Origin of the sequence: Streptomyces sp. NPDC006372 (assembly GCF_040612515.1) — a bacterium.
In the GTDB taxonomy this organism is placed as follows: Bacteria; Actinomycetota; Actinomycetes; order Streptomycetales; family Streptomycetaceae; genus Streptomyces.
Map to the genome: position 1 here is coordinate 360,663 of NZ_JBEXQJ010000001.1, position 21,446 is coordinate 382,108.

The following is a 21,446-nucleotide window of genomic DNA, read 5'->3' on the forward strand; positions in this document are numbered from 1 at the left end:
ACGCACCAGCACCACGTACGGCACGGCAGCACAACAGGAGGCGCTCCCTTGGAGCTCAGCAGGCGTACCTTCCACGCTCTCGCCGGCACGGCGGCGCTCGGCTTCGCGCTGACCGGCAGCGGGTCGCCGACCTCCGCCGTCCCGGGACGCCGCGTGCCCACCGGCCCGCCGCCGCCCGTGCCGAGCGCGGACGGCAGGCGGCACGAGATCGGCTTCGACCGTTACTCGCTGGTGGTCGACGGCCGGCGCCTGGTGCTCTGGTCGGGCGAGATGCACCCCTTCCGGCTGCCGAGCCCGTCGCTCTGGCGGGACATGCTGCAGAAGATGCGTGCCTACGGCTACAACGCCGTCAGTGTGTACGTCGCCTGGAACTACCACTCCCCCGCCCCGGGCCGGTACGACTTCACCGGTGTGCGCGACCTGGACCTGTTCCTGCGAACGGCCGCCGAGACCGGTCTGTACGTGATCCTGCGGCCCGGCCCGTACATCAACGCGGAGGTCGACGCGGGCGGCTTCCCCGGCTGGCTGACCGCGACCGAGGGCAGGGCCCGGACCTCCGACCCGACCTACCTGCGGTACGTCGACGAGTGGCTGACCGCCGTCAACGCCGTCGTCGCCAAGCGGCTGTTCACCCGGGGCACGGGCACGGTCCTGCTGTACCAGCTCGAGAACGAGTACGACGCGCACGTCGACGAGCCGTCCGGGCGTGCCTACATGTCGTACCTGTACGAGAAGGTCCGCGCCGACGGCATCGACGTGCCGCTGTTCCACAACGACAAGGGGCGCAACGGGACCTGGGCCCCGGGCTCGTTCGGCACCGGGGGCGAGAAGGGGCGCTGGCTGTACGGGTTCGACGGGTATCCCGAGCCGGGCGAGGTGCCGCCCGACTGGGGGCACTTCGGGGCCGGCGGGGCGAAGGGCGGCGCCACGGCCAGTCCGAAGACACCCGGGTTCGTGCCCGAGTTCGGCGGGGGCTGGTTCGACCCGTGGGGCGGGTCCTGGTTCGACGGGAAGGGGTACGCCGAGGCACGCCGGACCCGGGACGCGGCCTACGAGCGGCGCTTCTACCTCACCAACCTCGCGAACGGCATCACGCTGCACAACGTCTACATGACCTTCGGCGGCACCTCCTGGGGCTGGCTGCCCGCGCCGGTCGTCTACACCTCGTACGACTACGGCGCGGCCTTCGACGAGGCCCGCAACGCCACGCCCAAGCTCGCCCCGATGCACCAGATCGGGCAGTTGCTGCGGCACGTGCCGGACCTCGCCCGACTGGACCGGGCGAAGGCCGTACGCGCCACCGACGAGCGGATCAAGGTCTACCACCTGGCCAACCCCGACACCGGCGCCCATGTCTACGTCCTGCGCAACGACTCCGGCGAGGCGGTCACCTCGACGCTGCCGGACGCCGGGATCGACGTGCCGGTCACCGTCCCTGCGCGGGACGCCAAACTGATCGCCGCCGGGCTGCGGCTCGGGAGGCGGACGATGGTGCACTCCACCGTGCAGCCCATGCTGAGCCTGACCGCCGGGCGGCAGGACATCGCCGTGTTCACGGGCCGGCGGGGCGATCTGGCGCAGGTCGTGCTGGACTGCCCGGACGAGCCGACCCCCATGCGGCTGGACGCGGAGCCCGCCTGGGCCTACAACCTGGGCAAGCTGAACGTCAGCGCTCCGCTCGGGTCCGGCGGGCTGAGCCGGGTGCGGGTCGAGGGCGACGGCGTGGACACGCCGATGCTGCTGCTGTTCGCCGACGACGCGACGGCCGTGCGGCTGTGGCCCTACGAGACCCCCTCCGGCCGGCTCCTCGTCTATGGCCCGTCGCTGCTGCGGTCCGCCACCCTGCGCGGTTCCACCGTCCACCTGACCGGCGACACCGTCGGCGCGACCGGCCTGGAGGTGTGGGGGCCACCCGGGATCACCCATGTGACGTGGAACGGGCGTGCGGTGCCCACGCGGATCAGCGCCTCCGGCAGTCTGCTGGCGCTGCGGCCGCTCCCCGGGGTGACCCGGCCGGCCCTGCCCGCCCTGGAGGGCTGGCGGCGGCGGACGGAGAACCCGGAGGCGGAGCCCGGTTTCGACGACTCCGGCTGGACGACGGCCGACCGGACGACGTCGTTCAGCACCACGCCCGTGCCCGACGGGCAGCCCGTGCTGTTCGCCGACGACTACGGCTTCCACTACGGCGACGTCTGGTACCGGGGCGAGTGGAGCGACGAGAACGGCATCGAGTCCGTGTCCCTCGCGTACAGCACGGGCACGCAGGGCCTGCTGATGGCCTGGCTGGACGGGGAGCCGCTGGGCACGCACCGGATGCCGGTGCCGGACAAGAAGCGGGCGCGGCAGGGCACTTGGACGGCGAAGGCCGTCTTCGGCCTGCCGGAGGAGCTGCGGGCGAGTTTCCGTGAGGCGCGGGACGGGAAGCGTGACCGGCACGTGCTGTCCGTGCTCGTCCGGCCGATGCAGCACGACATGGACGGCAAGGCGCTCGACACGCACAAGGCGGCACGCGGGCTGACCGCCGTCACCTTCGAGGGCGGCTCCCCCGAGGTGAAGTGGCGCGTCCAGGGCGCGTCCACGCCGGATCCGGTGCGCGGGCCGATGAACAACGGCGGGCTGTACGGGGAGCGTGAGGGCTGGCACCTGCCGGAGCACGACGACGCGGACTGGAAGGACGCCGAACTCCCGCGGGACGACCGGCGCCAGGGCATCACCTGGTACCGGACGGACTTCCGGCTGGACGTCGCCCCGGGCGTCGACGCCTCGGTCGGGCTGGTCCTCGACGACGACCCGGACCGGGCCTATCGCGTCCAGATCTTCCTCAACGGCTGGAACATGGGCCAGTACATCAACGACGTGGGGCCGCAGCACACGTTCGTGCTGCCGAACGGGATTCTGCGCACACGGGGCGCCAACACACTGGCGTTGGCGGTGCTGTCCGACGGCACCACACCGTCCGGGCCGAAGGACGTACGGCTGACCCTGCTGGGGGCGGCGGCCGGAGGTGTGCCGGTCAAGCCGGTGTGACCGGATCGAGGCGTTCGCGCGCATTGCCTTCTCGGGCAACCTGGTTCACCGTGTGGGCCTTTCAAGGGCTGCCGACAGGGAGGGGAACCTCGTGCGAAGACGGCGTTTCATCAACGGATTAGTCGGTGCGGGGGCGGGTCTCGGACTCGCCTCGGCAAGCGTCGGGCCGGCGGGCGCCGCGTCCGGCCGGGACGGCGACGCACCACGCGAGTGGGAGGCGGTCACCGCCCCGGAGACCACCCCTGCGGCTCAGTTGCTCGACGTGGCGGCCGCGGGTCCGGGCCTCGCCTGGGCCGTGGGCGAGGAGGGGCGCGGCGGCAGCGTCCGGGGGACGGCGCTGGCCCTCGTATGGGACGGCACGGCCTGGAAACGCACCGTCCCCGGCTTCCACGGCTACCTCGGCTCGGTCGCCGCCACGACCGGGGGTTCCGCCTGGGCCGTCGGCACCGACACCTCCGGCACCGCCCGGCTTCTCGCCTGGGACGGACTGACCTGGAAGGAGGCCGACTTCCCCGGGCGCGGGGTGGCCGGTACCTCCCTCGCCGGGGTCGCGACCGGCCCCGGGGGCCACGTATGGGTCTCCGGGCGGAACAGCGCCGGCTCGGTGCTGCTGCACGGCCGCGGGGGCGACTGGACCTGGCTGGAGGCGCCCCCGGCCACCACCACCGTCGCCCCCACGGGCGTGCACCGCGCACCCTGCGGGGACATCTGGGTGTACGGCGGCGAGCTCGTCGCCCGCTGGGACGGTGACTCCTGGACCGTGCTGCCGGCACCGGGCGGCATCCGGGCGGGCTTCACCGGGCTGCTTCCGGTCGCCCGCGACGACATTTGGATGACGGGCTACGACTACGGCGTCGGCGGCCCGCCCGGCAAGCCTCCCGGCGTACGGCTGCTGCACGGGGACGGCACCGGTTGGGATTACGTCACGGCACCGTTCGGCGTGGGAGTGCTCACCGGCATCGTGGGGGACGCGCAGGGCCGCCCCGACCGCATCGCGGGCTGGGACTTCTGGGACCAGACCCGGGCCCACTACCTCCGGTGGGACGGCACGGCCTGGGTGAGCGAGCGGGGGCCGGTGGCCACGACCCCCGTCGTCATGAACTCCCTCGCCGCTGTGCCGGGGTCGGACGGCTACTGGGCGGTCGGCTCGACGGCGACGATGCCGTCCACGGCCGCCCAGCTGCGGATCGAGCGCTGATCCGCCCGTCCGGTTCTCACGCCAGCCGGATCACGTTCCAGGACAGCGGCTCCAGGGCGGCGCTCAGCGTGCCGTCCTGGAGGGCCGTGCCCTCGACGGGGTGCGGGGCGACCCGATCGGGCTCGTCGAGCGTGTTGCGGGCGTCGGGGTCGGCGTCCGCGAGGGCGCTGTGCTCGACGATCCGGGTGAGGTCGAGGCCGGTCAGGGCGACTTCGAGCGGGAGGGCGTCGGTGCGGCTGCGGTTGACGGCGAAGACCGTGACCGTGCCGTCCTCGGCGCGTACGGCGGTGGCGTGCAGCAGGTCGGTCTCGCCGTACTTCTTCGTCTCGTACGTCGGCGAGTCCACGCGGACGTCCAGGACCTGGCCGCGGCCGTACCGGGAGGCCTGCGCGAACGGGAAGAACGTGGTCTGCCGCCAGGCCGGGCCGCCCGGCTCGGTCATGATCGGGGCGATGACGTTGACGAGCTGGGCGAGGCAGGCGACCGTGACGCGGTCGGCGTGCCGGAGCAGGGCGATGAGGAGCGAGCCGAAGACGACCGCGTCCATGACGCTGTAGTTGTCCTCCAGGAGGCGCGGGGCCTCCGCCCAGTCCCGCGCGCCGGAGTTCTCGATCTCGTGCCACTCCGACATGTACCAGACGTTCCACTCGTCGAACGAGAGGTTGATCTTCTTCTTCGACTTCAGCTTCGCTCCGATGTGGTCGGCGGTGGCGACCACGTTCTCGATGAAGGACTCCATGTCGACGGCGGAGGCCAGGAAGGAGTCGACGTCCCCGTCCTCGGGCTGGTAGTAGGCGTGCAGGGAGATGTAGTCGACGAGGTCGTACGTCTCCTCCAGGACCGTCGCCTCCCAGGCGGCGAAGGTCGGCATGGACTGGCTGGAGGAGCCGCAGGCGACGAGTTCGACGCCCGGATCGATCTGGCGCATCGCGCGGGCGGTCTCGGCGGCGACCCGGCCGTACTCCTGGGCGGTCTTGTGGCCGGTCTGCCAGGGGCCGTCCATCTCGTTGCCGAGGCACCAGAGCCGGATGCCGAAGGGGTCCTTGTCGCCGTGGGAGGCGCGGAGGTCGGACAGGGCCGTGCCGGCGGGGTGGTTGGCGTACTCCTGGAGTTCGAGGGCCTCGGCGACGCCCCGGGTGCCGAGGTTGAGGGCCATCATGGGCTCGGCCTGGGGGCCGATCTTCTTCAGGAAGGCGATGTACTCGGAGAGGCCGAAGCGGTTGGTCTCGGTGGAGCGCCAGGCGAGGTCGAGGCGGCGGGGGCGGTCCTCGACCGGGCCGACCGAGTCCTCCCACTTGTAGCCGGAGACGAAGTTGCCGCCGGGGTAGCGGACGGCTGTGACGCCGAGTTCCTTCACGAGGTCCAGGACGTCCTGGCGGAGGCCTTCCGCGTCCGCGGTGGGGTGGTCGGGTTCGAAGATGCCGGTGTAGACGCAGCGGCCGAGGTGTTCCACGAAGCTGCCGAAGAGGCGGGGGTTCACGTCGCCGACGGTGAAGGCGGGGTCGAGGGTGAAGCGGGCGGTGTGCATGCTTGCCTTTCGAGGTTCAGTTTCGTCTGCGGGTGGTTCGTGGCTTGTCGCGCAGTTCCCCGCGCCCCCAAAAGGAAGGGCGTTATTGCCCGGCCAAGCCTGTGTGGGCCACGCCTGCCACTATCTGTCGCTGGAAGAACACGAAGACGATGATCAGGGGCAGGCCTGCCATCAGGCCACCGGCCATGAGTTGGGCCCATTGGATGCCGTAGGAGTTCATCACGGTGGCGATGCCGTTCGGCATGGTCATCAGGTCGGGGTTGTTGGTCACCATGTACGGCCAGAGGAAGTTGTTCCACGAGGCGATGAACGTGAAGATCCCGACCGCCGCGAGGGAGGGGCGGGAGAGCGGGAGGACGATGGTGAAGAAGACGCGCCAGCGGCCCGCGCCGTCGATGAAGGCGGCCTCTTCGAGTTCGCGTGGGATGCCCTGGAAGAACTTGTAGAGGATGTAGACCATCGCGGCGGGCGCGCACTGCGGCAGGATCATCCCCCAGTAGGTGTCGACCATGCCCATCTGCTGGACGGTGGTGAACAGCGGGACGCCGAGGACGGCCGGGGAGACCATCAGGCCCGTCATGACCAGGCCCAGCAGGACGTTCTTGCCGCGGAACTCGGTGCGGGCGAAGCCGTAGCCGGCGAGGGCGCTGACGAGGAGCACCACCGACGTCACGCAGACCGAGACGACCAGGGAGTTCACGAACCAGTTGGTGATGTTGCCGGACTCGAAGAGGGCCTTCCAGGCCTGGCCCGTCCAGTCCTTCGGCAGCCAGTGCGGCGGGACCTCGACGGCTTCGGTCTCCGACTTGAGGGAGGTGAACAGGCCCCAGGCGAAGGGGGCGAGGAAGACGATCGAGACGGCCGTGCCGAGGAGAGTGAGAACGATCTGGCTGGGCGTCCACGCCTTGGTGGTCATCGGGCGGCCTCCTCACGGTTGCGCAGCAGCCACATCCTCGCCAGGGCAACGGCCGCGATGATCACGAAGAAGATGACGGAGATCGCGGAGGCGTAGCCCACGCGGTAGCTGGTGAAGCCCTCTTCGAGGGTGTACTGGACGAAGGTGCGGGTCGCGTTCTCGGGGCCGGGGCCGAAGTCCATCATCACGACGGCCTGGTCGAAGATCTGGAGCGACGCGAGGATCTGCAGGGCGATGACGAGGCCGGTGATGTTGCGCAGCATCGGCAGGGTGATGTGGACCATGCGGTGCCAGGCGTTCGCGCCGTCCAGCTTGGCGGCCTCGTAGAGGTGGCCGGGGATGGACTGGAGCGCGGCGAGGTAGAGCAGGAAGCTGAAGCCGACGGTCCACCACAGGGTCTCGATGACGATGGCGAGCATGGCGTACGCCTTGTCGGTCAGCCACGGCGTCTCGATGCCGAAGACGTGGTTGACCATTCCCGTGCCGGGGTTGAACAGCCACTGCCACAGGTTGCCGGCGACGGTGGAGGGGAGGAGGAAGGGCGCGAAGAAGCACAGGCGCCACAGCCACTTCCCGCGTTCGATGTGGTGGGCGAGCATCGCGAGGAGGAAGGCGAGGACGGTGATGCAGGGGACGACCAGGAGCGTGAAGTAGGCGCTGTGGCCGAGCGCGTCCCACATCAGGGGGTCCTTCAGGGCCTCGCGGTAGTTGTCGAGGCCGACGAAGCTCTCGCCCTCGCCCGTGATGTTGGCGTCGGTGAGGCTGAGGTAGACGCCGCGCAGCAGGGGCCAGATCACGAAGAGGGTGAAGAGGGCCAGGAACGGGGCGACGAACCAGCCGCCGTGCTGGAAGCCCTGGCCGCGGCGCAGGGTGGCGCCGGCGGCGGCCGTTCTCGCGCGGGCGGGTGTCGCGATGGGCTGGGCGCTGGTCGCCGTCACGCGGCCGCACCTCCTTCCGCGGCGGTCATGCCGTCCATGGGGTTCTTCATGGCGAGGAGCTGGGCGAGCGCGCCCCGCATGCGGCGGGCGGCGGTGTCCGGCTTGGCGGAGCCCATCGTGGAGGCGACGACGATGGGGCCGACGCGCTGGGCGAGGATGCCGGTGGAGCCCGCGAACCACACCTTGGGCTCGGTGGCCTGGTGGTCCATGGCGGAGACGTACTCGCTCTGCGGGTCGAGTTTCCGGTAGGCGGCCGTGGAGAGGGTGGGCGTGTGGGCCGGGATGTGGCCGCCGGCGGCCCACTGCCGGGCGTGCTGGACGACGTAGGCGGCGAGCCGGTGGGCGGCTTCGTTCGTGGCGCCGCCGCGGTCGGACTGGTGCGGCAGGACGAAGGCGTGCGACTCGGCGTGGGTGGCCTGCTTGCCGAAGACGGGCGGCAGCGGGATCGCGCCGTAGTCGAGCTTCGCCCCGGCGTAGACGGGGACCGACCAGTTGCCCTCCCAGGCGAAGGGTGCGCCGTTGATGAACTGTTCGGCGCCCACGGAGCCCATGCCGGGGTCGGTGTATCCGTCGGTGACGTGCCGCCGCAGGAACTCCAGGACCTGGGTGGCCTTGTCGGTGTCGAAGGTGACCTCGGTGCGCGCGGCGTCGAACCAGGTGCCGCCGAGCTGGGTGTAGAAGGCGACGAAGAACCACCACTGGAAGTTCTGGTCGTTGATCCACAGGCCGACGGTCTGGAGCCCTTTCCGGGTGGCCTTCTTGGCTTCCTCGAGGACGTCGAACCACTCGCCGGCCGAGGTGACGGGCACGATCCGGCCGTCGTCGCCGAGCAGGCCCGCCTTCTTCAGCACGTCCTTGCGGTAGAAGCAGAGCTGGACGTGGATGTCGAGCGGGAGGGCGTAGAGCTTGCCGTCGACGACGGCGCGCTTCCACAGGGCGGGGTTGAAGTCGTGCTCCCGTACGCCGTACTTGGCGAGCAGGCCGATGTCCCAGGGGTCGAGGAGGCGGCCGGGTGCGAAGCCGGTGACCCGGCCCAGGTGCATGACGCCGAGGTCGGGGGCGCGGTTGCCCGCGGCGGCCATGGCGAGCTTGGTGTAGAAGGGGTTGCCCCACTGGAGGGTGGAGTCCTTCACCGCTATGTCCGGGTTGGCGGTGCGGAAGGCGTCCAGCATGGCGATCATGTTGGAGCCGTCGCCGCCGCTGAAGAGGTTCCAGTACCGCACGCGCGTGTCGGCGCTGGAGGCGAGTGCGTCGGCGCCGGTGCCGAGTGCGGCGAAGCCGAAGCCGCTCGCGACGGAGAGTCCGCCGAGCCCGTAGAGAAGCTGCCTGCGATTCAGGCCAGGTCGTCCCATGCCCTGCCCTTACTGTCGTTGTTCGGTATACCGAAAGGCGCTCGTTACTTCGAACGGGACCGTAAGTTCGAAGCGCTTGCGCGTCAATGGGCGGCCCGGAACTTTGCGCACGTCTTTCGCGCGGAATCAGTCGTTCCTCGTTGAACTACGGGCACCTGAATCGCCTGACGCGAACAGTTTCGGGCGCGTAGTCTCGGACCCGCTGCCAAGCCGTCGGCCGGTGGTGAGAAGGGGGAGCGATGGACATCGCGGGCGGGCGGGCCAGGGCCGCCCGAGTCGCCGCCGCGTTTCGGCGTTCGCGCAGTGGCTCCGCCATGCGCGGCCTGGCATCCGAGCTCGCCGCCGCGGTCCGGGCGAGGGGGCGGGTCCCGTCCGACGTGCCGGCGCTGTGCCGGGTGCTGTGCGAGGAGATGAGCGCACGGCGGGGCGGGCGTCCCGTCGAGTTGCGCTTCGAGCGCTTCCCCGACGAGATCGAGGTGACCGGACTGTGGGTCGAGTTCCAGGACTTCGACCTGGTGATCGTCGAGGAGCGGGCGGAGGCCGTGCAGCAGCTGGTCATCCTCGGGCATGAGCTGTGGCACCTGCACGCGGGACACGGCCACCACCACGTGGTGGGGACGGCCGCGGCCCACGCGTTCGCCGACCGGCCGGGGTGGGAGGACGTCGCGCTGACGGTGGCCGCGCGCCACGGCTCGCGGGAGCGGGACGAGGCCGAGGCCGACGACTTCGGGCACCGGCTGGCCGCGGTCTGCCGGCCGCTGCTGCCGGGCGGGCGCGGGCCGGACGTGCCCCTCGCTCCGGTGCAGCGGTCGCTGGGCTACCGGGGGCCGCGAGGAGGTACGGCACCGTGACGACGGTGGCGCTGACGCCGGTCGAGTTCGTCAACCAGTTCTATCCGAACTTCTGGTGGATCCCCGCCGGGATCCTGGCGGCGGCCCTGGCCATCAAGCTGCCGAGCATCATCCGGCTGTGGAAGGACCCGCTGCTGCGCGCGGTCGGCGGGTTGCTGCTGCTGGCCTGCGCGGTGTTCGTGTTCGTGGCGCCGTCGACGATCGCCCGGGTCAACCGGCTCACGGGCGTGGCGAACTTCTCGGGGCCCTGGGTCTACTCGCTGCTCACCGCGTTCTGCGCCTCCTGTCTGCTGCTGATCATCACCTGGCGCAACGGGCTGTCCGACCGCTCGGACCGCACGCGTCGCGCCATGCTCGGGGTCGTGGCGGTCTACTCGTGTGTGATCGTCGCGATGTGGGTGCTGTTCGCGCTCGCGGACGTGCCGGTGGAGCGGCTGCGGGATCTGGACACGTACTACGCCAACACCCCCTACATGCGCGAGATGATCGTGCTGTACCTGCTCGCGCACACCGTGGCCGCGCTGGTGACCAACGGGCTGATCTGGAACTGGATCCGCACCGACGGGCTGGACTCCCTGCTGCGCTGGGGGCTGAAGTTCCTCGGCGCCGGCTACGCGTCGCAGTTGTTGTTCGACGCCGCCAAGCTCACCGCCGTGGCGGCCCGTTGGGCCGGGCGGGACCTGGACTGGCTGAGCACGGCCGTGGCGCCGCCGCTCGCCTGTCTGTCCGCCGTGCTGATCGCGGTGGGCTTCATCCTTCCGCACGCCGGGCAGTACCTGCACGGCCGGGTGCACGTCCGGCTGGCCCACCACGAGCTGCGGCCGCTGTACCTGCTCATGAAGACGGTGAACGGCGGCGGTGTCCCCTTCCTGCTGCGCGCCACGCCGGAGCTGCGGCTGGTCCGCCGGGAGACATTCATCCGCGACGTCCTGCTCCCGCTCGCCCGCTTCATCGACGAGGACCGGCGCGAACGGTCCTACGCCGCCGCCGTCGCCCTCGGCCACCCGGCGGACCGGGCGAAGGCACTCGCCGCCACGGTGGCGATCCTGGACGCGATCGACACCCGGAGCCGGGTGCGGGAGGAGGACGGCACGGGTGCCCGCGACACCACGGACCTGCTGCGCGAGATCGGATCCGTGTCCCGCGCCCTGCGCCACACGGACGACCTCCGCGCGATCCGCGCCCACACGGAACCCCACCCGGACGGCCGCTCGCTCACGGGATGACAGCGAGGTCCCGTCGCGGTCGGCGCCACCGGCCGTCGCGGGCGCCCTGGCCCGGCGTCGCGCCGTACAGGACCTCTCCAGGACGCGCCACGCGGGAGATCGGCGTGGTGGGGGCGGGCGCCGGCCGGGGCCGTGCGGCAGGGGCCGCCGGAGGCCGGGTGGCCGGCGGCCGTCCCTCGTCGGCGTGGTCCTCGCGGTGTGCGGGCGTGGTCCCCGCGGTGTGCGGGCGGCCCCCTGGGCCCCGCAGTGTGCGGGCGCCCTGCGGACATGCTCGCCGTAGCACGCTCTCGATCGGGTGCTACGCAGCCTCTCGGGCGCGGCGCCTCATGATCCGACGTGCGGCACGGAACCGGCCCGGGACACGTCGGCGTCCCCCACGGGGGCCCCGGGCGCTGCTCCCCCGTCGGCAGCGCCCAGGACGCCCTGGGTGGGCCGAGGCGGCCTCGTGTGACGCGAGACGGCAGTGCTCGCGTCCCCCCGTTGAGGGTGGCCTCGGCTTCGTACGGCCGCGAGAAGAGGCGGGTGCGCGGCCGGACGTCGGGAGTCGCAGGCCGCTTGAAGCGGAATGCAGCTCTCAGTGACGCGATCATTGCCCGCAGCGACAGCAGCTGTCAACTATTGCTGCGTAAAACAGCAGCTTTTGCTGCGGTGCTGCTGGCCGCCGACCGGCCGAGCCGATACTCTCCCTCCGTCACGGATCGGCGGTCGCGCCCAGGGAGAACAGGGAGAACTCGGTGAGAGACGCCCACGCTTCCCTTGCCGAACTGCGGGCGCGTATCGAGGAGTTGACCGGCCGGCCGGGCCGGCTGTCCGAGGTGCTGGACGTGGCCGCGCTGTCGTACCGCACCGGCATTCCCCCCGAGACGGTCACCGCCCTGCTGGCGGGCCGGCGCGTGCCCGAGACGAGCCTGGGCGACCGGGTCCGGCAGCGGCTCGACTTCGTGCGCGAGACCCGCCGCCGCCCCGACGGCAAGCGGTACTCGCTGGACGAGCTGGCCAGGATCGCCGGCACGAGCAGGCAGTGGCTGAGCGAGTGGCGCCGCAGCGGACTGCCCAGCCTGGAGCACGCCGACCGGCTCCGCCGCCACTTCGGCCTCCCCGCCGGTTTCTTCACCGAGGACGAGGCGGAGGCCCTGCACGCCGCGCTCCAGCCGGTGCTCAAGGAACTGGAGGAGAAGGCGGACCCGTTGGCCCCGTTGCGCACCCCCGGCTTCTACCGGCTGGCCAGACGCGCCCCGCACATGTCGCCGCGCAAACTCCAGGCGCTGGCGGAATGGGCCGAGATGATCACGGAGCGGAACCCGGCGGACGAGGACGGCCTCTGAGCACCTGACGCCCGCGCTTCGCCGTCCGGTTTCGGCCATCCCTGGTCGACCGGCACCGCGGGAGGTGGCTGAAGCGGCGCGGGAGTTGGCATATTGCACAGCGTCGAACGTCCAGCAGCCACGGGGAGAACCGTGCGAACGAACAGGGAGATGCGCCGCCTCGCGGACGCCCTCATCGGGCCCGTCCGCGTACCCGTCCCCGCCGACCCCGAGGCCCTGTTCCGCGCGGTCGTCGACTCGGCCGTCCAGTGGCGCGGGCGCCCGATCGTCGTCCACCGGGAGATCTTCCCGCCGCACACCGCGAGCGGGCTGTGGCTGGAGCGCGAGACGCATGACGACGTCATCGTCGACAAGCGGGCCGCCGTGTGGCACCAGATCGTGATCTTCTGCCACGAGGTGTGGCACATGCACCAGCTGCGGGAGAGCACGGCCGGCCGCCGGGCCGCCGCCCGCTCCGACTTCACCCTGGCCGACGAGCAGGAGGCCGACCGCTTCGGCATGCTGATGGGCCGTCGGCTGCGCACCTGGCTGGACGCCTCCTCGGACTCCGTGTTCGCCACCGGCGAGGGCGCCGACCAGGACATCGCCGGCCGCATCGGGGCCGCGCTCAACTACCGCGGGACCCGGAGATGAGCGGTCTGATCGGCTACGCCAGCTGCGCGGTGCTCTGGCTGGGCCTGGTGGTGAAGGCCCCGGACCTGCTCCGGCACCGGCGCGACCCCTATCTGCGGGCCATCTGCGCGGTGCTGGGCCTGGCCGGCCTGTGCTTCTTCCTCGGTTCGCCGCCCACGATCGGCGCCGTCAACCGCCTCAGTGGCGTCCCCAACCTGGCCGCGCCGCTGACGTACGCGGCGATCACCGCGTACAGCGCCGCCTCCCAGATCCTGGTCGCCCTGTGGCGGGGCGGGCCGGGCGCGCACCGCACCGCGCGTCGCTGGGTGCTCGCCTACTGCGGTGTGGTCCTGGGCATCGCGACGCTGTTCGCGCTGGGCGAGGCTCCGGTGGAGCGCCGCACGGACCTGGACACGTACTACGCGAACACGCCGTACCTGCGCGAGATGATCGTGCTGTACCTGACCGGGCACCTCACCGCCATCGCCGTCACCGCCGTCTCGGCGCTGCGCTGGGCCCGTGAGGTGCGCGGCTGGCTGCGCGCGGGACTCGTCACGCTGGGCGTCGGTGCCGTGTGCGCCGCCGGGTTCAGCGTGACCAAGCTCGTCGCCGTGGCCGCCCGCTGGTCCGGCCGCGACTGGTCGCTCCTCGGCTCCGAGATCGCCATGTCGGTCGCCGGCCTGGGCGCCCTGCTGACCGCGGCGGGCGTCCTGATCCCGCTGGCCGGCCCCCGGCTGACCGAGTGGCGGCGGGCCTGGCGGACGTACGTACGCCTCGCGCCCCTGGAGCGCGAGCTGGACGACGTCCTCGCCCGCCGCGCCCTGCGCCTGCCGCGTCCCCGCTGGTCCTCCCCCGCCACCCGGCTGGTCTGGCGCCGGACGAGCATCCACAACGCGCTCAGCCACCTGGACGCCTACGCCGACCGGGAGTTGTACGACGAGACGCTCGAGGCCGCGCTGCGGACGACGGGCGACGCGGAGCGGGCCGTGGCGACGGCCTGGGCGGCGGTGATCGCGGCGGCGGCCCGGACCACGGCCGCGCTCCCCGCCCCGACGCGGCGGCCCGCGCCGGCCCGGGAGTCAGAGTGGTTCCAGGAGCGGGCGCCCGGTCCGGACGCGCTGGTGCGCATCGCGGACGCGCTGGCGACCTCGCCGCTCGTGCGGAGGGCCGCCGGGGCGCGCGCGTTGGCGACGGAACGGAGCTCTCCGGTATGAGTCTCGTCGTCTACCTGGCGGCCGGGGTCCTGGCCCTGTCCGCCGCCGTGCTGTTCCGGCGGCCGCGTACGACCGCCGGGAAGCCGTCGGCCCCGTACAACCCGCTGACCGCGTCCACCTGTGCGGCGATCGTGCTCGGCGCCGTGGTGTTCCTCTGCTCGGCGCCGATGACGCTGGCCGCCGTCAACGACCTCACCGGCATCCCCAACTTCGGCGCTCCGCTGACGTACGGCCTGCTCTCCGCGTACAGCTGCTCGCTGCTGATCCTGCTGATCAACTGGCGGGGCGGGCCGCGGGGCCGGGTGCGCGGGCTGGTGCTGCGCAGCATCGCGGCCTACGTCCCGCTGATCGTGGCGATCGTGCTGCTGTTCGGGCTGGCGGACGCGCGGGTGGAGCGGCTGACCGACCTCGACACGTACTACGCGAACACGCCCGGCATGCGCGAGATGATCGTGCTGTACCTGCTCGGGCACACCGCGGCCACGGTGGCGATGTCCGTGGTGTGCGTGCGGTGGGGCCGGGAGGTCACGGGGCTGCTCAGGACCGGGCTGCGGCTGATCTTCGTGGGGGCGGTGCTGGACCTGGTGGGGTTCCAGCTGGCCAAGTACACGGCCGTGGTGGCGCGTTGGACGGGTCACGACCTGGACTTCCTGTCCACCCGGGTCGCCCCGCCCATGGCCGCGCTGGCGGCGTTGATCTGTTCCGCCGGCTTCGTGCTGCCGAGGCTGCTGCCGGCGGCCGTCGGGCACTGGCGGGGGCTGCGGGACTACCGCAGGCTGGACCCGCTGTGGCACCGGGTCGGGTTCGTGTCCACGGCGCCCAAGCCGCCCGCGTCCTGGTGGCAGTTGCCCGAGGAGCGTCTGCACTGGCGCGAAGTGGCCATCCACGACGCCCTGTTGGCGCTGGCTCCGTACTTCGACGACCGGGTGCGTGAGCGGGCGCTGACGGCCGCCCTGGGCGACGGCCACTCGGCGCACCAGGCACGGGTCACCTCGGAGGCGGCCATGCTCGCCGCCGCGGCACACCGGGCGGCCGCGCGGGAGGAGCCGCTGGGGTCGCCGAGCACCTATCGCCTGCACGCCATGGAGGGGTCCGGCGCGGGCGGGCTGGTGGAGCTGGCCCAGGCGCTGCGCGTTCCGCGGCAAGGGTCGTGAGGGTGCCGTGGGGTCACTGCGCCCTTGCACCGGGGGGTTGTCGGGGCGGTGCGTGAAGGTACGGTGAGAGCCTTCCGGGGCTGAGGGCTCGCGTGGCTCGATGCCGGTGCTGATGGACGGTCCCGTGGGTGCGGCCGTGGCCGAAAGTCGAGGAATGCCTTCATGGCGGGGGGAGCCTTCATGGCTGAGTGCGAGGAGTCGCATGTCGCGTAGAGCTGTCGTCATCGGTGCGGGGCTGGCCGGCATGCTGGCCGCGGCGGCCCTGTCCGCCGTCGCGGACGAGGTGGTCGTGCTCGACCGCGACGAGCTGCCCGACGGGCCGGAGCACCGCAGGGGCCTCCCGCAGGGGCGTCACGCGCATCTCCTCATGGCCGGCGGCCTGGCCTCGATGGAGGAGCTGGTGCCGGGGGTGAGCATGCGCAAGCATCTGCTGGCCGCAGGGGCGCACGAGATACCGCTCGGCTCGGGCATGGTCGCCCTCACGCCGGAGGGCTGGTTCCGGCGCTGGCGTCATCCCGGTCCGCGGATGCTGACGTGCACGCGGGCACTGCTCGACTGGGCGGTGCGGTCGGCGGTGCTGGACAACACGCCGGTGGTGATCCGCAAGGGGCAGGTGCGGGAACTGACGGGGTCCCGGGAGCGGGTGACGGGGGTGCGCCTGTCGACCGCCGCCGGGGACGAGGAACTCGCGGCCGACTTCGTGGTGGACGCGAGCGGACGCGGCTCACGGATCGTCACCTGGCTGGCGGCGCTGGGCGTCGACAGCGTGCGCGAGAAGACGGTGGACGCGGGACTGGTGAATGCCACCCGCCTCTACCGCACTCCCGAGGGCGCCGAACGCTTCCCGCTGACCATGGTGCAGGCCGATCCGTATCAGGGCCGCCCCGGCCGCAGTGGCATGGTGCTGCCCATCGAGGGCGACCGCTGGATGGTGAGCCTCGCCGGTACGCGCGGGGGCGGTGAGCCGCCGTCCCACCCGGACGCCTTCCTCCAGTACCTCCTGGACCTGCCCGACCCGATCGTGGGGCGGCTGGTCTCCGGGGCGCAGCCGCTCACCGACGTCCACGTCAGCCACAGCACCAGCAACCACCGGCGGTTCCTGGAGCGGGTCCGCCCCTGGCCCGAACGCCTCGTCGTCCTCGGCGACGCGCTGGCCACGTTCAACCCGGCGTACGGGCAGGGCATGTCGGTGGCCGCGCTGGGCGCCCGGGAGCTGGACCGCGAGCTGCGGCGGGCGGGGCTCGACGGGGCCGGGCTGGCCCGGCGGGTGCAGCGGCGGGTCGCCAGGCCGGTACAGGCGGCGTGGACGATGGCGGTGAGCCAGGACGTCTGGTTCCCCGGGACGCGCGGGGGCTCTCCCGGGGTCGCCGACCGTGTGGTCACCGCCTACACGCGCCGCATGATCCGTACGGCGACCGGCTCGTACACCGCGGCGTCGGCGCTCTGGGACGTGATGAGCATGACGACGGGCCCGGCGCGGCTGCTGCGGCCCTCGACGGTCCTGGCGACGCTGAGCGGGCCGCCGTTGCCGGCGGCGGTGGGGGCGCCGTTGACGGAGGAGGAGGCGGGGCTCCTGCGCGGACTGGACCGCACGGGACGCTGAGACGGGGGCGCGCCCGCCCCCGCCGTCGTACTTGCCTTCTCCCTCAGCCGGCGAACGCGGGCTGGGCCAGGCCCTTGCCCGCGCCGGGCACGACCAGCAGCGAACCCGAGAGCGGGGGCGGTGACGCCAGGCCCACGCGGGCCGTCGTGATGTAGAGGTCGGTCAGGTCGGGGCCGGCGAAGGCGCAGGCCGTCACGCGGGGCACCGGGAGCGGGATCACCCGGTCCAGTTCGCCGTCGGGTGTGTAGCGGCGCACCGCCGCGCCCTCCCACAGGGCCACCCACACACAGCCCTCGGCGTCGACGGTGAGACCGTCGGGGAATCCGGCGCCGTCCTCGATCTCGGCGAGGGTGCGCCGCCCCGAGACCTGTCCGTCCGCGTGGTCGAAGACGTCGATGCGGCGGGTGGGCGAGTCGATGTAGTACATCAGCCGGCCGTCCGGGCTCCAGCCCGTGCCGTTGCTCACCGCCACGTCGCCGAGGATCACCTCGACCGAGCCGTCCGCGCCGATCCGGGAGAGGGTGCCGCCGCCCGGCGCCTCGTCGTAGCGCATGGTGCCGGCCCAGAGGGTGCCGTCGGGGGCTATGGCGGCGTCGTTGGCGCGGCGGCCGGGGACGGGCTCGTGGTGCAGCCAGCGGAAGCCGCTGCCGGAGACGTCGCCCGGGTCGCCGTCGGGGCCGGGGTCGAGGAGGCCGATCCCGTCGCGCAGGTTCAGCACCAGCCCGCCGCCGGCGCGGGGCTTGACCGCGCCGACGTGCTGTTCGGTGCGGCGGACCGTGCGACGTCCGGTGGCCGGGTCGTAGGTGTGCACACGGGAGCCGAGGATGTCGATCCAGAGGAGCCGGCCGGTGGCCGCGTCCCAGGTGGGGCCCTCGCCGAGCTCGGCCTCGGCCCGTACGGCGACCTCGTACGACGTCGTCGTCATGCCACGCTCCGGTGGCCGAGGTGCTCGGACAGCTCGGCGGCGCCCTTCGCGGCGAGCTCCTCCAGCTCGGCGAGGCGCTCGTCGCTCCAGCGGATCATGGGCACGGAGATGGACAGGGCGGCGACGACCTGCCCGGTGCGGTCGCGGACCGGCGCGGCCACGCAGCTCACGTCCGGGTTGGACTCGCGGCTCTCCACGGCGACGCCCCGCTGCCGGATCTCGGCCAGGGTCTCGCGCAGGGCGGCCGGGTCGGTGATGCTGTTGGGGGTCATCGCGGCCAGCTCGGCGTCGTCGGGGATCCGCGCGGCGAGCTCCTGCTCGGGAAGGGAGGCCAGCAGCATCTTGCCGACGGAGGTGCAGTGGGCGGGCAGCCTGCGCCCGGCCGCCGACACCATCCGCACGGCGTGCGTGGAGTCGACCTTGGCGATGTAGATGACGTCCGTGTCCTCGAGGATCGCCACGTGCACCGTCTCGTCGCAGGTCTCGGCGACGGACCGGGCGACCTGCTGCCCCTCGGCGGCGAGGTCGAGCTGCTCGGCGTAGCGGGCACCGAGCTGGTACGGGCGTACGCCGAGCCGGTAGCGTCCCGGCTGGCCGGGCACCGGGACGATGTACTTCCGGGCGGCGAGCGTGGTCACCAGCTCGTGCACGGTCGTGCGCGGCAGCTGGAGCTTGCGCACGATGTCGGGTGCGGAGAGCGTCCCGTCCCCGTCGAGGAAGAGCTCGAGGATGTCGAGAGCCCGGGTCACGGCTGGTACGAGGCGTCCCACGACCGGCCCCCTCCCTATGTGTCTCAGGCGCCTGTGTTCGAGATATCAACAGGCGATCGGCATGACGAACACAGGCTAGCCATAGAGGTTTGCCCGGGCAATGGGCAGATGTACGGTGCACGTAATGTACGGCGCACGTGATGTCCGGTCCCACGAACCGGCAGCGAGCGGAGGCGCTCCGTTCAGCGGTGTCCCCGTGCCGCCCCCAGTTCCCCCCGTAGCCGTTGTGCGCGCAGCACCAGTTCCAGTTCGAAGCGGCGGTCGGGGTCGTCGATCTCGTCGCCCCAGAGTTCGCGGATCTGGCGGAGGCGGTAGCGGACCGTCTGGGGGTGGACGCCGAGGCGGGTGGCGACCTCGGGGGCTCCGCCGCGGGTTTCCAGCCAGGCCAGGAGGGTCTCGGCGAGGCGGCGGCCGTGGGTGGGGCCGCAGTGGGTCAGGGGGGCCAGGCAGCGCAGGGCCAGGTCGTCGATCAGTTCCTCGGGCTGGAGGAGGACCAGGGCCTCGGTGTGCTCGGTGCAGTGCAGGACCTCGCCCGAGGGGAGCAGGTCGCGTTCCATGAGGCGTACCGCGGCTTCGGCCCAGCGCAGGGACTTCGCCGCGTCGATGAGCGGAACGGGCGGGCCGATCGCGCCGGACCAGCCGGCCAGGGCCCGGTGCAGGAGCTCGGGGCGGCCCTTCGCGTCCGGCTCGGGCACCACCATGCGGGGCTGTTCGTACTCCATGTCGAGCAGGACGCCCTGCCCGACGGCGGGGGCCATGGCCTCCCGGGCGGGGCGGAGCAGGACGCCGACCGCGACCTTGCTCGGCAGCGGCCAGCCGATCCGGGCGGCCCGTTCGGTCAGGGCCTCGGAGGGGTCGCCGCGGTGGTGCTCGGCGAGGAGCAGTTCCATCAGGCGGCGCTGGAGGCGCAGGCGTTCCCCGGCCTGGCGGGCCGCGGCCTCGGCGTAGCCGCGTACCGACTGGTCGACCAGGCCGTCCAGGTACTCGTAGCCCGCGTCGACGAGTTCGTACATCGCCGGGGGCGGGATCTCGACGCGCTGGCCGATGTCGGCGAGACGGCGCCAGGCCAGCCGTACGCCCAGACGGTAGATGGCCTGGAGGGAGTCGAGCGAGCGGCCGCCCAGGCCCTCGCCGCGGCCGAAGTCCTGGAAGACGCCGGGCGGGACGGTGGGCCGGCCTTCCGAGTTCTCCAGGTGCTGCACGAAGACCTCGATGGCGCGGCGGATGCCGACGAGGGCCATCGGTTCGCCGGAGTCGTCGACGACGAACGGCAGATGGGGGTACTCGCGCTGGATCTCACCGAGGATCTCCTCGGCGAGCGCGGGCGCCTCGGCCATGGCGATCGTGGCGAACCGGCGTACCTGGAACCGCGGTACGTCGTGCCAGGCCGAGCGCGTGGTGACGGTTCCGGTGCGGGCGGCCGTCATCCGTCAACTCCCCTGCCCGGACCGCTCGTACGTGATCAGGGGCGTGTTGGGCTGCTCGGGCGTGACTTCGAGCAGTGCGACGACACCCAGCGCCGCGCCCACGGCGAGGGCGGCAGCGAGCGCGACGGTCAGCGTGGCAGCAAGCAGTCTCGACATCGCAGGGTCAGCCTCTCTGTCCGGATCCGTCCGGAGATCGTCCGGAGGTCGTCCCCACCCCGGCACCCCGTCCCTGCCTGTCGCGCCCAGTCTCGACAAGCATTGACACCCCGTCAAGAGCGGCCTACGGTTCCCGGCCCAGCCGCACGCGCTCTGTCCCACGCCGTGTCGGCCCTCTCGTACGTCGAGCCGTCCCAAGCCACTGGAGTGCCCGGATGCGCCGTACAACCTCTCCTTTTTCCCTGGTCCTGCTGGGTCTCGGCACGTTCCTGCTGGTGCTGGCGCCCCTGCTGGCCTGGTACGTGGAGCCGCGTGCCGCGGTGAACCCGATCGACATCGACACGACCGCCGTCTACACCGGCAAGGGCAGCGTCTTCGACACTGACCGGATCGAGACGGTGCCCGATCGGAAGATCACCGTGACCCAGCGGGTGCGGGGCAACGTCGAGGACAGCGAACGCAGCGGCAAGGCCGTCTGGGACGTGACGACCACCGTCGACACGGACAAGTCGCTGCCGGCCGCCGACCCGCACGACGCGCTGGAATTCACGCCGCACCGCTGGGTGATGGACCGCAGGACCACCCGGCCGGTGCACTGCTGCGGGGAGAAGCCCTACATCGAGGGCGAGGCCTATCTGAAGTTCCCCTTCGACGTGCGCAAACGCTCGTACCAGTGGTGGGACAACACCCTCGGCGACACCATCGTGCTGCGCTACCGGGGCACCGAGAAGGTCCAGGGTTACACGGGCTACCGGTTCACCGGCTCCGTGCCGCCGACCAGGACGGGTACACGGATGGTGCCGGGCAGCATCGTCGGCCAGCCGAAGCGGCCGCAGGTGCTGGCCGAGGAGTGGTACTCCAACCACGGTTTCGAGCTGGTCGTCGACCAGGCCACCGGCAGGGTGCTCTACGCGCAGACCGGGCCGAGGCGCACCCTGCGGGCGCCGGGCGGGAAGAAGGACGCGGCGGTGCTGCTGGACAGCCGGAAGATCTCCTTCACGACCGGGACGCAGCGGGAAGCGGTGCGACAGGCCGAGCGGGACAGCGGCCAACTCCGCCTGATCGGCGTGACGTTGCCGGTCGGAGCGGCGGTGGCCGGGTTCGTGTTCGCGATGCTGGGTGGCGTTCTCGTCGCGCATGGGCGGAAGGAGCCGGAGCAGCCTGCTCCGTCCGAAACGCCCGATACGCCCCAGCCCACCCTCACGATGTGACACAACGTCAGCT

At 72.1% G+C, this 21,446-nt stretch carries 18 protein-coding genes; 10 read left to right on the forward strand and 8 right to left on the reverse strand.

The genetic code is table 11. The features are described from left to right. Positions 1 to 48: 48 nt before the first annotated feature. On the forward strand, positions 49 to 3,027 hold the full coding sequence (locus tag ABZ016_RS01655) for a beta-galactosidase (RefSeq protein WP_356914522.1): 2,979 nt from the start codon (positions 49 to 51) through the stop codon (positions 3,025 to 3,027). Between the two features lie 262 nt (positions 3,028 to 3,289). After that, a complete protein-coding gene (locus tag ABZ016_RS01660) occupies positions 3,290 to 4,225 on the forward strand; it encodes a hypothetical protein (protein WP_356914523.1) in 936 nt (311 codons plus the stop codon). A gap of 16 nt (positions 4,226 to 4,241) precedes the next feature. Here the strand turns inward: ABZ016_RS01660 and ABZ016_RS01665 are convergent, their stop codons facing one another. From ABZ016_RS01665 to ABZ016_RS01680, 4 genes are all read right to left on the reverse strand, one after another. Beyond that, positions 4,242 to 5,753 carry an alpha-N-arabinofuranosidase gene (locus ABZ016_RS01665; RefSeq protein ID WP_356914524.1) on the reverse strand — a complete coding sequence of 504 codons (1,512 nt, stop codon included), beginning with the start codon at positions 5,751 to 5,753 and terminating at the stop codon, positions 4,242 to 4,244. An 82-nt stretch (positions 5,754 to 5,835) separates the two neighbouring features. After that, entirely contained in the window at positions 5,836 to 6,669 is an 834-nt protein-coding gene (locus ABZ016_RS01670) for a carbohydrate ABC transporter permease (RefSeq protein ID WP_356914525.1), read from the reverse strand. After that, positions 6,666 to 7,607, reverse strand: coding sequence for a sugar ABC transporter permease (locus ABZ016_RS01675; RefSeq protein ID WP_356914526.1), 942 nt, complete (start codon positions 7,605 to 7,607; stop codon positions 6,666 to 6,668). The genes ABZ016_RS01670 and ABZ016_RS01675 overlap by 4 nt, the downstream gene beginning before the upstream one ends. Beyond that, a complete protein-coding gene (locus ABZ016_RS01680; protein WP_356914527.1) occupies positions 7,604 to 8,959 on the reverse strand; it encodes an extracellular solute-binding protein in 1,356 nt (451 codons plus the stop codon). The genes ABZ016_RS01675 and ABZ016_RS01680 overlap by 4 nt, the downstream gene beginning before the upstream one ends. 239 nt (positions 8,960 to 9,198) lie before the next feature. Here ABZ016_RS01680 and ABZ016_RS01685 point away from each other — a divergent pair, with 239 nt between their 5' ends. From ABZ016_RS01685 to ABZ016_RS01715, 7 genes are all read left to right on the forward strand, one after another. Continuing rightward, the gene (locus tag ABZ016_RS01685) at positions 9,199 to 9,810 is read left to right on the forward strand and encodes a toxin-antitoxin system, toxin component family protein (RefSeq protein WP_356914528.1); all 612 of its coding nucleotides are present in this window, start codon (positions 9,199 to 9,201) and stop codon (positions 9,808 to 9,810) included. Then, the gene (locus tag ABZ016_RS01690) at positions 9,807 to 11,036 is read left to right on the forward strand and encodes a DUF6545 domain-containing protein (protein WP_356914529.1); all 1,230 of its coding nucleotides are present in this window, start codon (positions 9,807 to 9,809) and stop codon (positions 11,034 to 11,036) included. Before ABZ016_RS01685 ends, ABZ016_RS01690 begins: the two co-directional genes overlap by 4 nt. Positions 11,037 to 11,770: 734 nt before the next feature. Then, positions 11,771 to 12,361: an XRE family transcriptional regulator gene (locus ABZ016_RS01695; protein WP_356914530.1), complete on the forward strand. Its 591-nt coding sequence runs from the start codon at positions 11,771 to 11,773 to the stop codon at positions 12,359 to 12,361. Positions 12,362 to 12,493: 132 nt separating this feature from the next. Then, positions 12,494 to 12,994: a toxin gene (locus ABZ016_RS01700; RefSeq protein WP_356914531.1), complete on the forward strand. Its 501-nt coding sequence runs from the start codon at positions 12,494 to 12,496 to the stop codon at positions 12,992 to 12,994. Further along, entirely contained in the window at positions 12,991 to 14,187 is a 1,197-nt protein-coding gene (locus ABZ016_RS01705) for an MAB_1171c family putative transporter (protein ID WP_356914532.1), read from the forward strand. The genes ABZ016_RS01700 and ABZ016_RS01705 overlap by 4 nt, the downstream gene beginning before the upstream one ends. Next, positions 14,184 to 15,341: an MAB_1171c family putative transporter gene (locus tag ABZ016_RS01710; protein ID WP_356914533.1), complete on the forward strand. Its 1,158-nt coding sequence runs from the start codon at positions 14,184 to 14,186 to the stop codon at positions 15,339 to 15,341. The genes ABZ016_RS01705 and ABZ016_RS01710 overlap by 4 nt, the downstream gene beginning before the upstream one ends. 202 nt (positions 15,342 to 15,543) lie before the next feature. Beyond that, on the forward strand, positions 15,544 to 16,944 hold the full coding sequence (locus tag ABZ016_RS01715; RefSeq protein WP_356914534.1) for an FAD-dependent monooxygenase: 1,401 nt from the start codon (positions 15,544 to 15,546) through the stop codon (positions 16,942 to 16,944). A 43-nt stretch (positions 16,945 to 16,987) separates the two neighbouring features. On the opposite strand, the gene ABZ016_RS01720 is transcribed toward ABZ016_RS01715, so the two are convergent. The 4 genes from ABZ016_RS01720 to ABZ016_RS01735 all read right to left on the reverse strand — a co-directional run bounded on the left by ABZ016_RS01720 (position 16,988) and on the right by ABZ016_RS01735 (position 20,222). Then, complete coding sequence (locus ABZ016_RS01720; protein WP_356914535.1) at positions 16,988 to 17,869, reverse strand: SMP-30/gluconolactonase/LRE family protein; 882 nt, start codon at positions 17,867 to 17,869, stop codon at positions 16,988 to 16,990. Continuing rightward, positions 17,866 to 18,639, reverse strand: coding sequence for an IclR family transcriptional regulator (locus ABZ016_RS01725; RefSeq protein ID WP_356914536.1), 774 nt, complete (start codon positions 18,637 to 18,639; stop codon positions 17,866 to 17,868). Before ABZ016_RS01725 ends, ABZ016_RS01720 begins: the two co-directional genes overlap by 4 nt. Positions 18,640 to 18,821: 182 nt before the next feature. Next, a complete protein-coding gene (locus ABZ016_RS01730; RefSeq protein WP_356914537.1) occupies positions 18,822 to 20,066 on the reverse strand; it encodes a helix-turn-helix domain-containing protein in 1,245 nt (414 codons plus the stop codon). 3 nt (positions 20,067 to 20,069) lie between these two features. Next, entirely contained in the window at positions 20,070 to 20,222 is a 153-nt protein-coding gene (locus tag ABZ016_RS01735; RefSeq protein ID WP_356914538.1) for a hypothetical protein, read from the reverse strand. Between the two features lie 215 nt (positions 20,223 to 20,437). Between ABZ016_RS01735 and ABZ016_RS01740 the strand changes: the two genes are divergently transcribed. Beyond that, positions 20,438 to 21,433 carry a DUF3068 domain-containing protein gene (locus ABZ016_RS01740; RefSeq protein ID WP_356914539.1) on the forward strand — a complete coding sequence of 332 codons (996 nt, stop codon included), beginning with the start codon at positions 20,438 to 20,440 and terminating at the stop codon, positions 21,431 to 21,433. The last annotated feature ends 13 nt before the right edge of the window (positions 21,434 to 21,446 follow it).

Bases quoted from the DNA above. Each gene is read 5' to 3' on its own strand.
- ABZ016_RS01665 (WP_356914524.1), bottom strand. From the start codon at position 5,753: ATGCACACCGCCCGCTTCACCCTCGACCCCGCCTTCACCGTCGGCGAC.
- ABZ016_RS01670 (WP_356914525.1), bottom strand. From the start codon at position 6,669: ATGACCACCAAGGCGTGGACGCCCAGCCAGATCGTTCTCACTCTCCTC.
- ABZ016_RS01680 (WP_356914527.1), bottom strand. From the start codon at position 8,959: ATGGGACGACCTGGCCTGAATCGCAGGCAGCTTCTCTACGGGCTCGGC.
- ABZ016_RS01685 (WP_356914528.1), top strand. From the start codon at position 9,199: ATGGACATCGCGGGCGGGCGGGCCAGGGCCGCCCGAGTCGCCGCCGCG.
- ABZ016_RS01705 (WP_356914532.1), top strand. From the start codon at position 12,991: ATGAGCGGTCTGATCGGCTACGCCAGCTGCGCGGTGCTCTGGCTGGGC.
- ABZ016_RS01710 (WP_356914533.1), top strand. From the start codon at position 14,184: ATGAGTCTCGTCGTCTACCTGGCGGCCGGGGTCCTGGCCCTGTCCGCC.
- ABZ016_RS01715 (WP_356914534.1), top strand. From the start codon at position 15,544: ATGTCGCGTAGAGCTGTCGTCATCGGTGCGGGGCTGGCCGGCATGCTG.
- ABZ016_RS01720 (WP_356914535.1), bottom strand. From the start codon at position 17,869: ATGACGACGACGTCGTACGAGGTCGCCGTACGGGCCGAGGCCGAGCTC.
- ABZ016_RS01730 (WP_356914537.1), bottom strand. From the start codon at position 20,066: ATGACGGCCGCCCGCACCGGAACCGTCACCACGCGCTCGGCCTGGCAC.
- ABZ016_RS01735 (WP_356914538.1), bottom strand. From the start codon at position 20,222: ATGTCGAGACTGCTTGCTGCCACGCTGACCGTCGCGCTCGCTGCCGCC.
- ABZ016_RS01740 (WP_356914539.1), top strand. From the start codon at position 20,438: ATGCGCCGTACAACCTCTCCTTTTTCCCTGGTCCTGCTGGGTCTCGGC.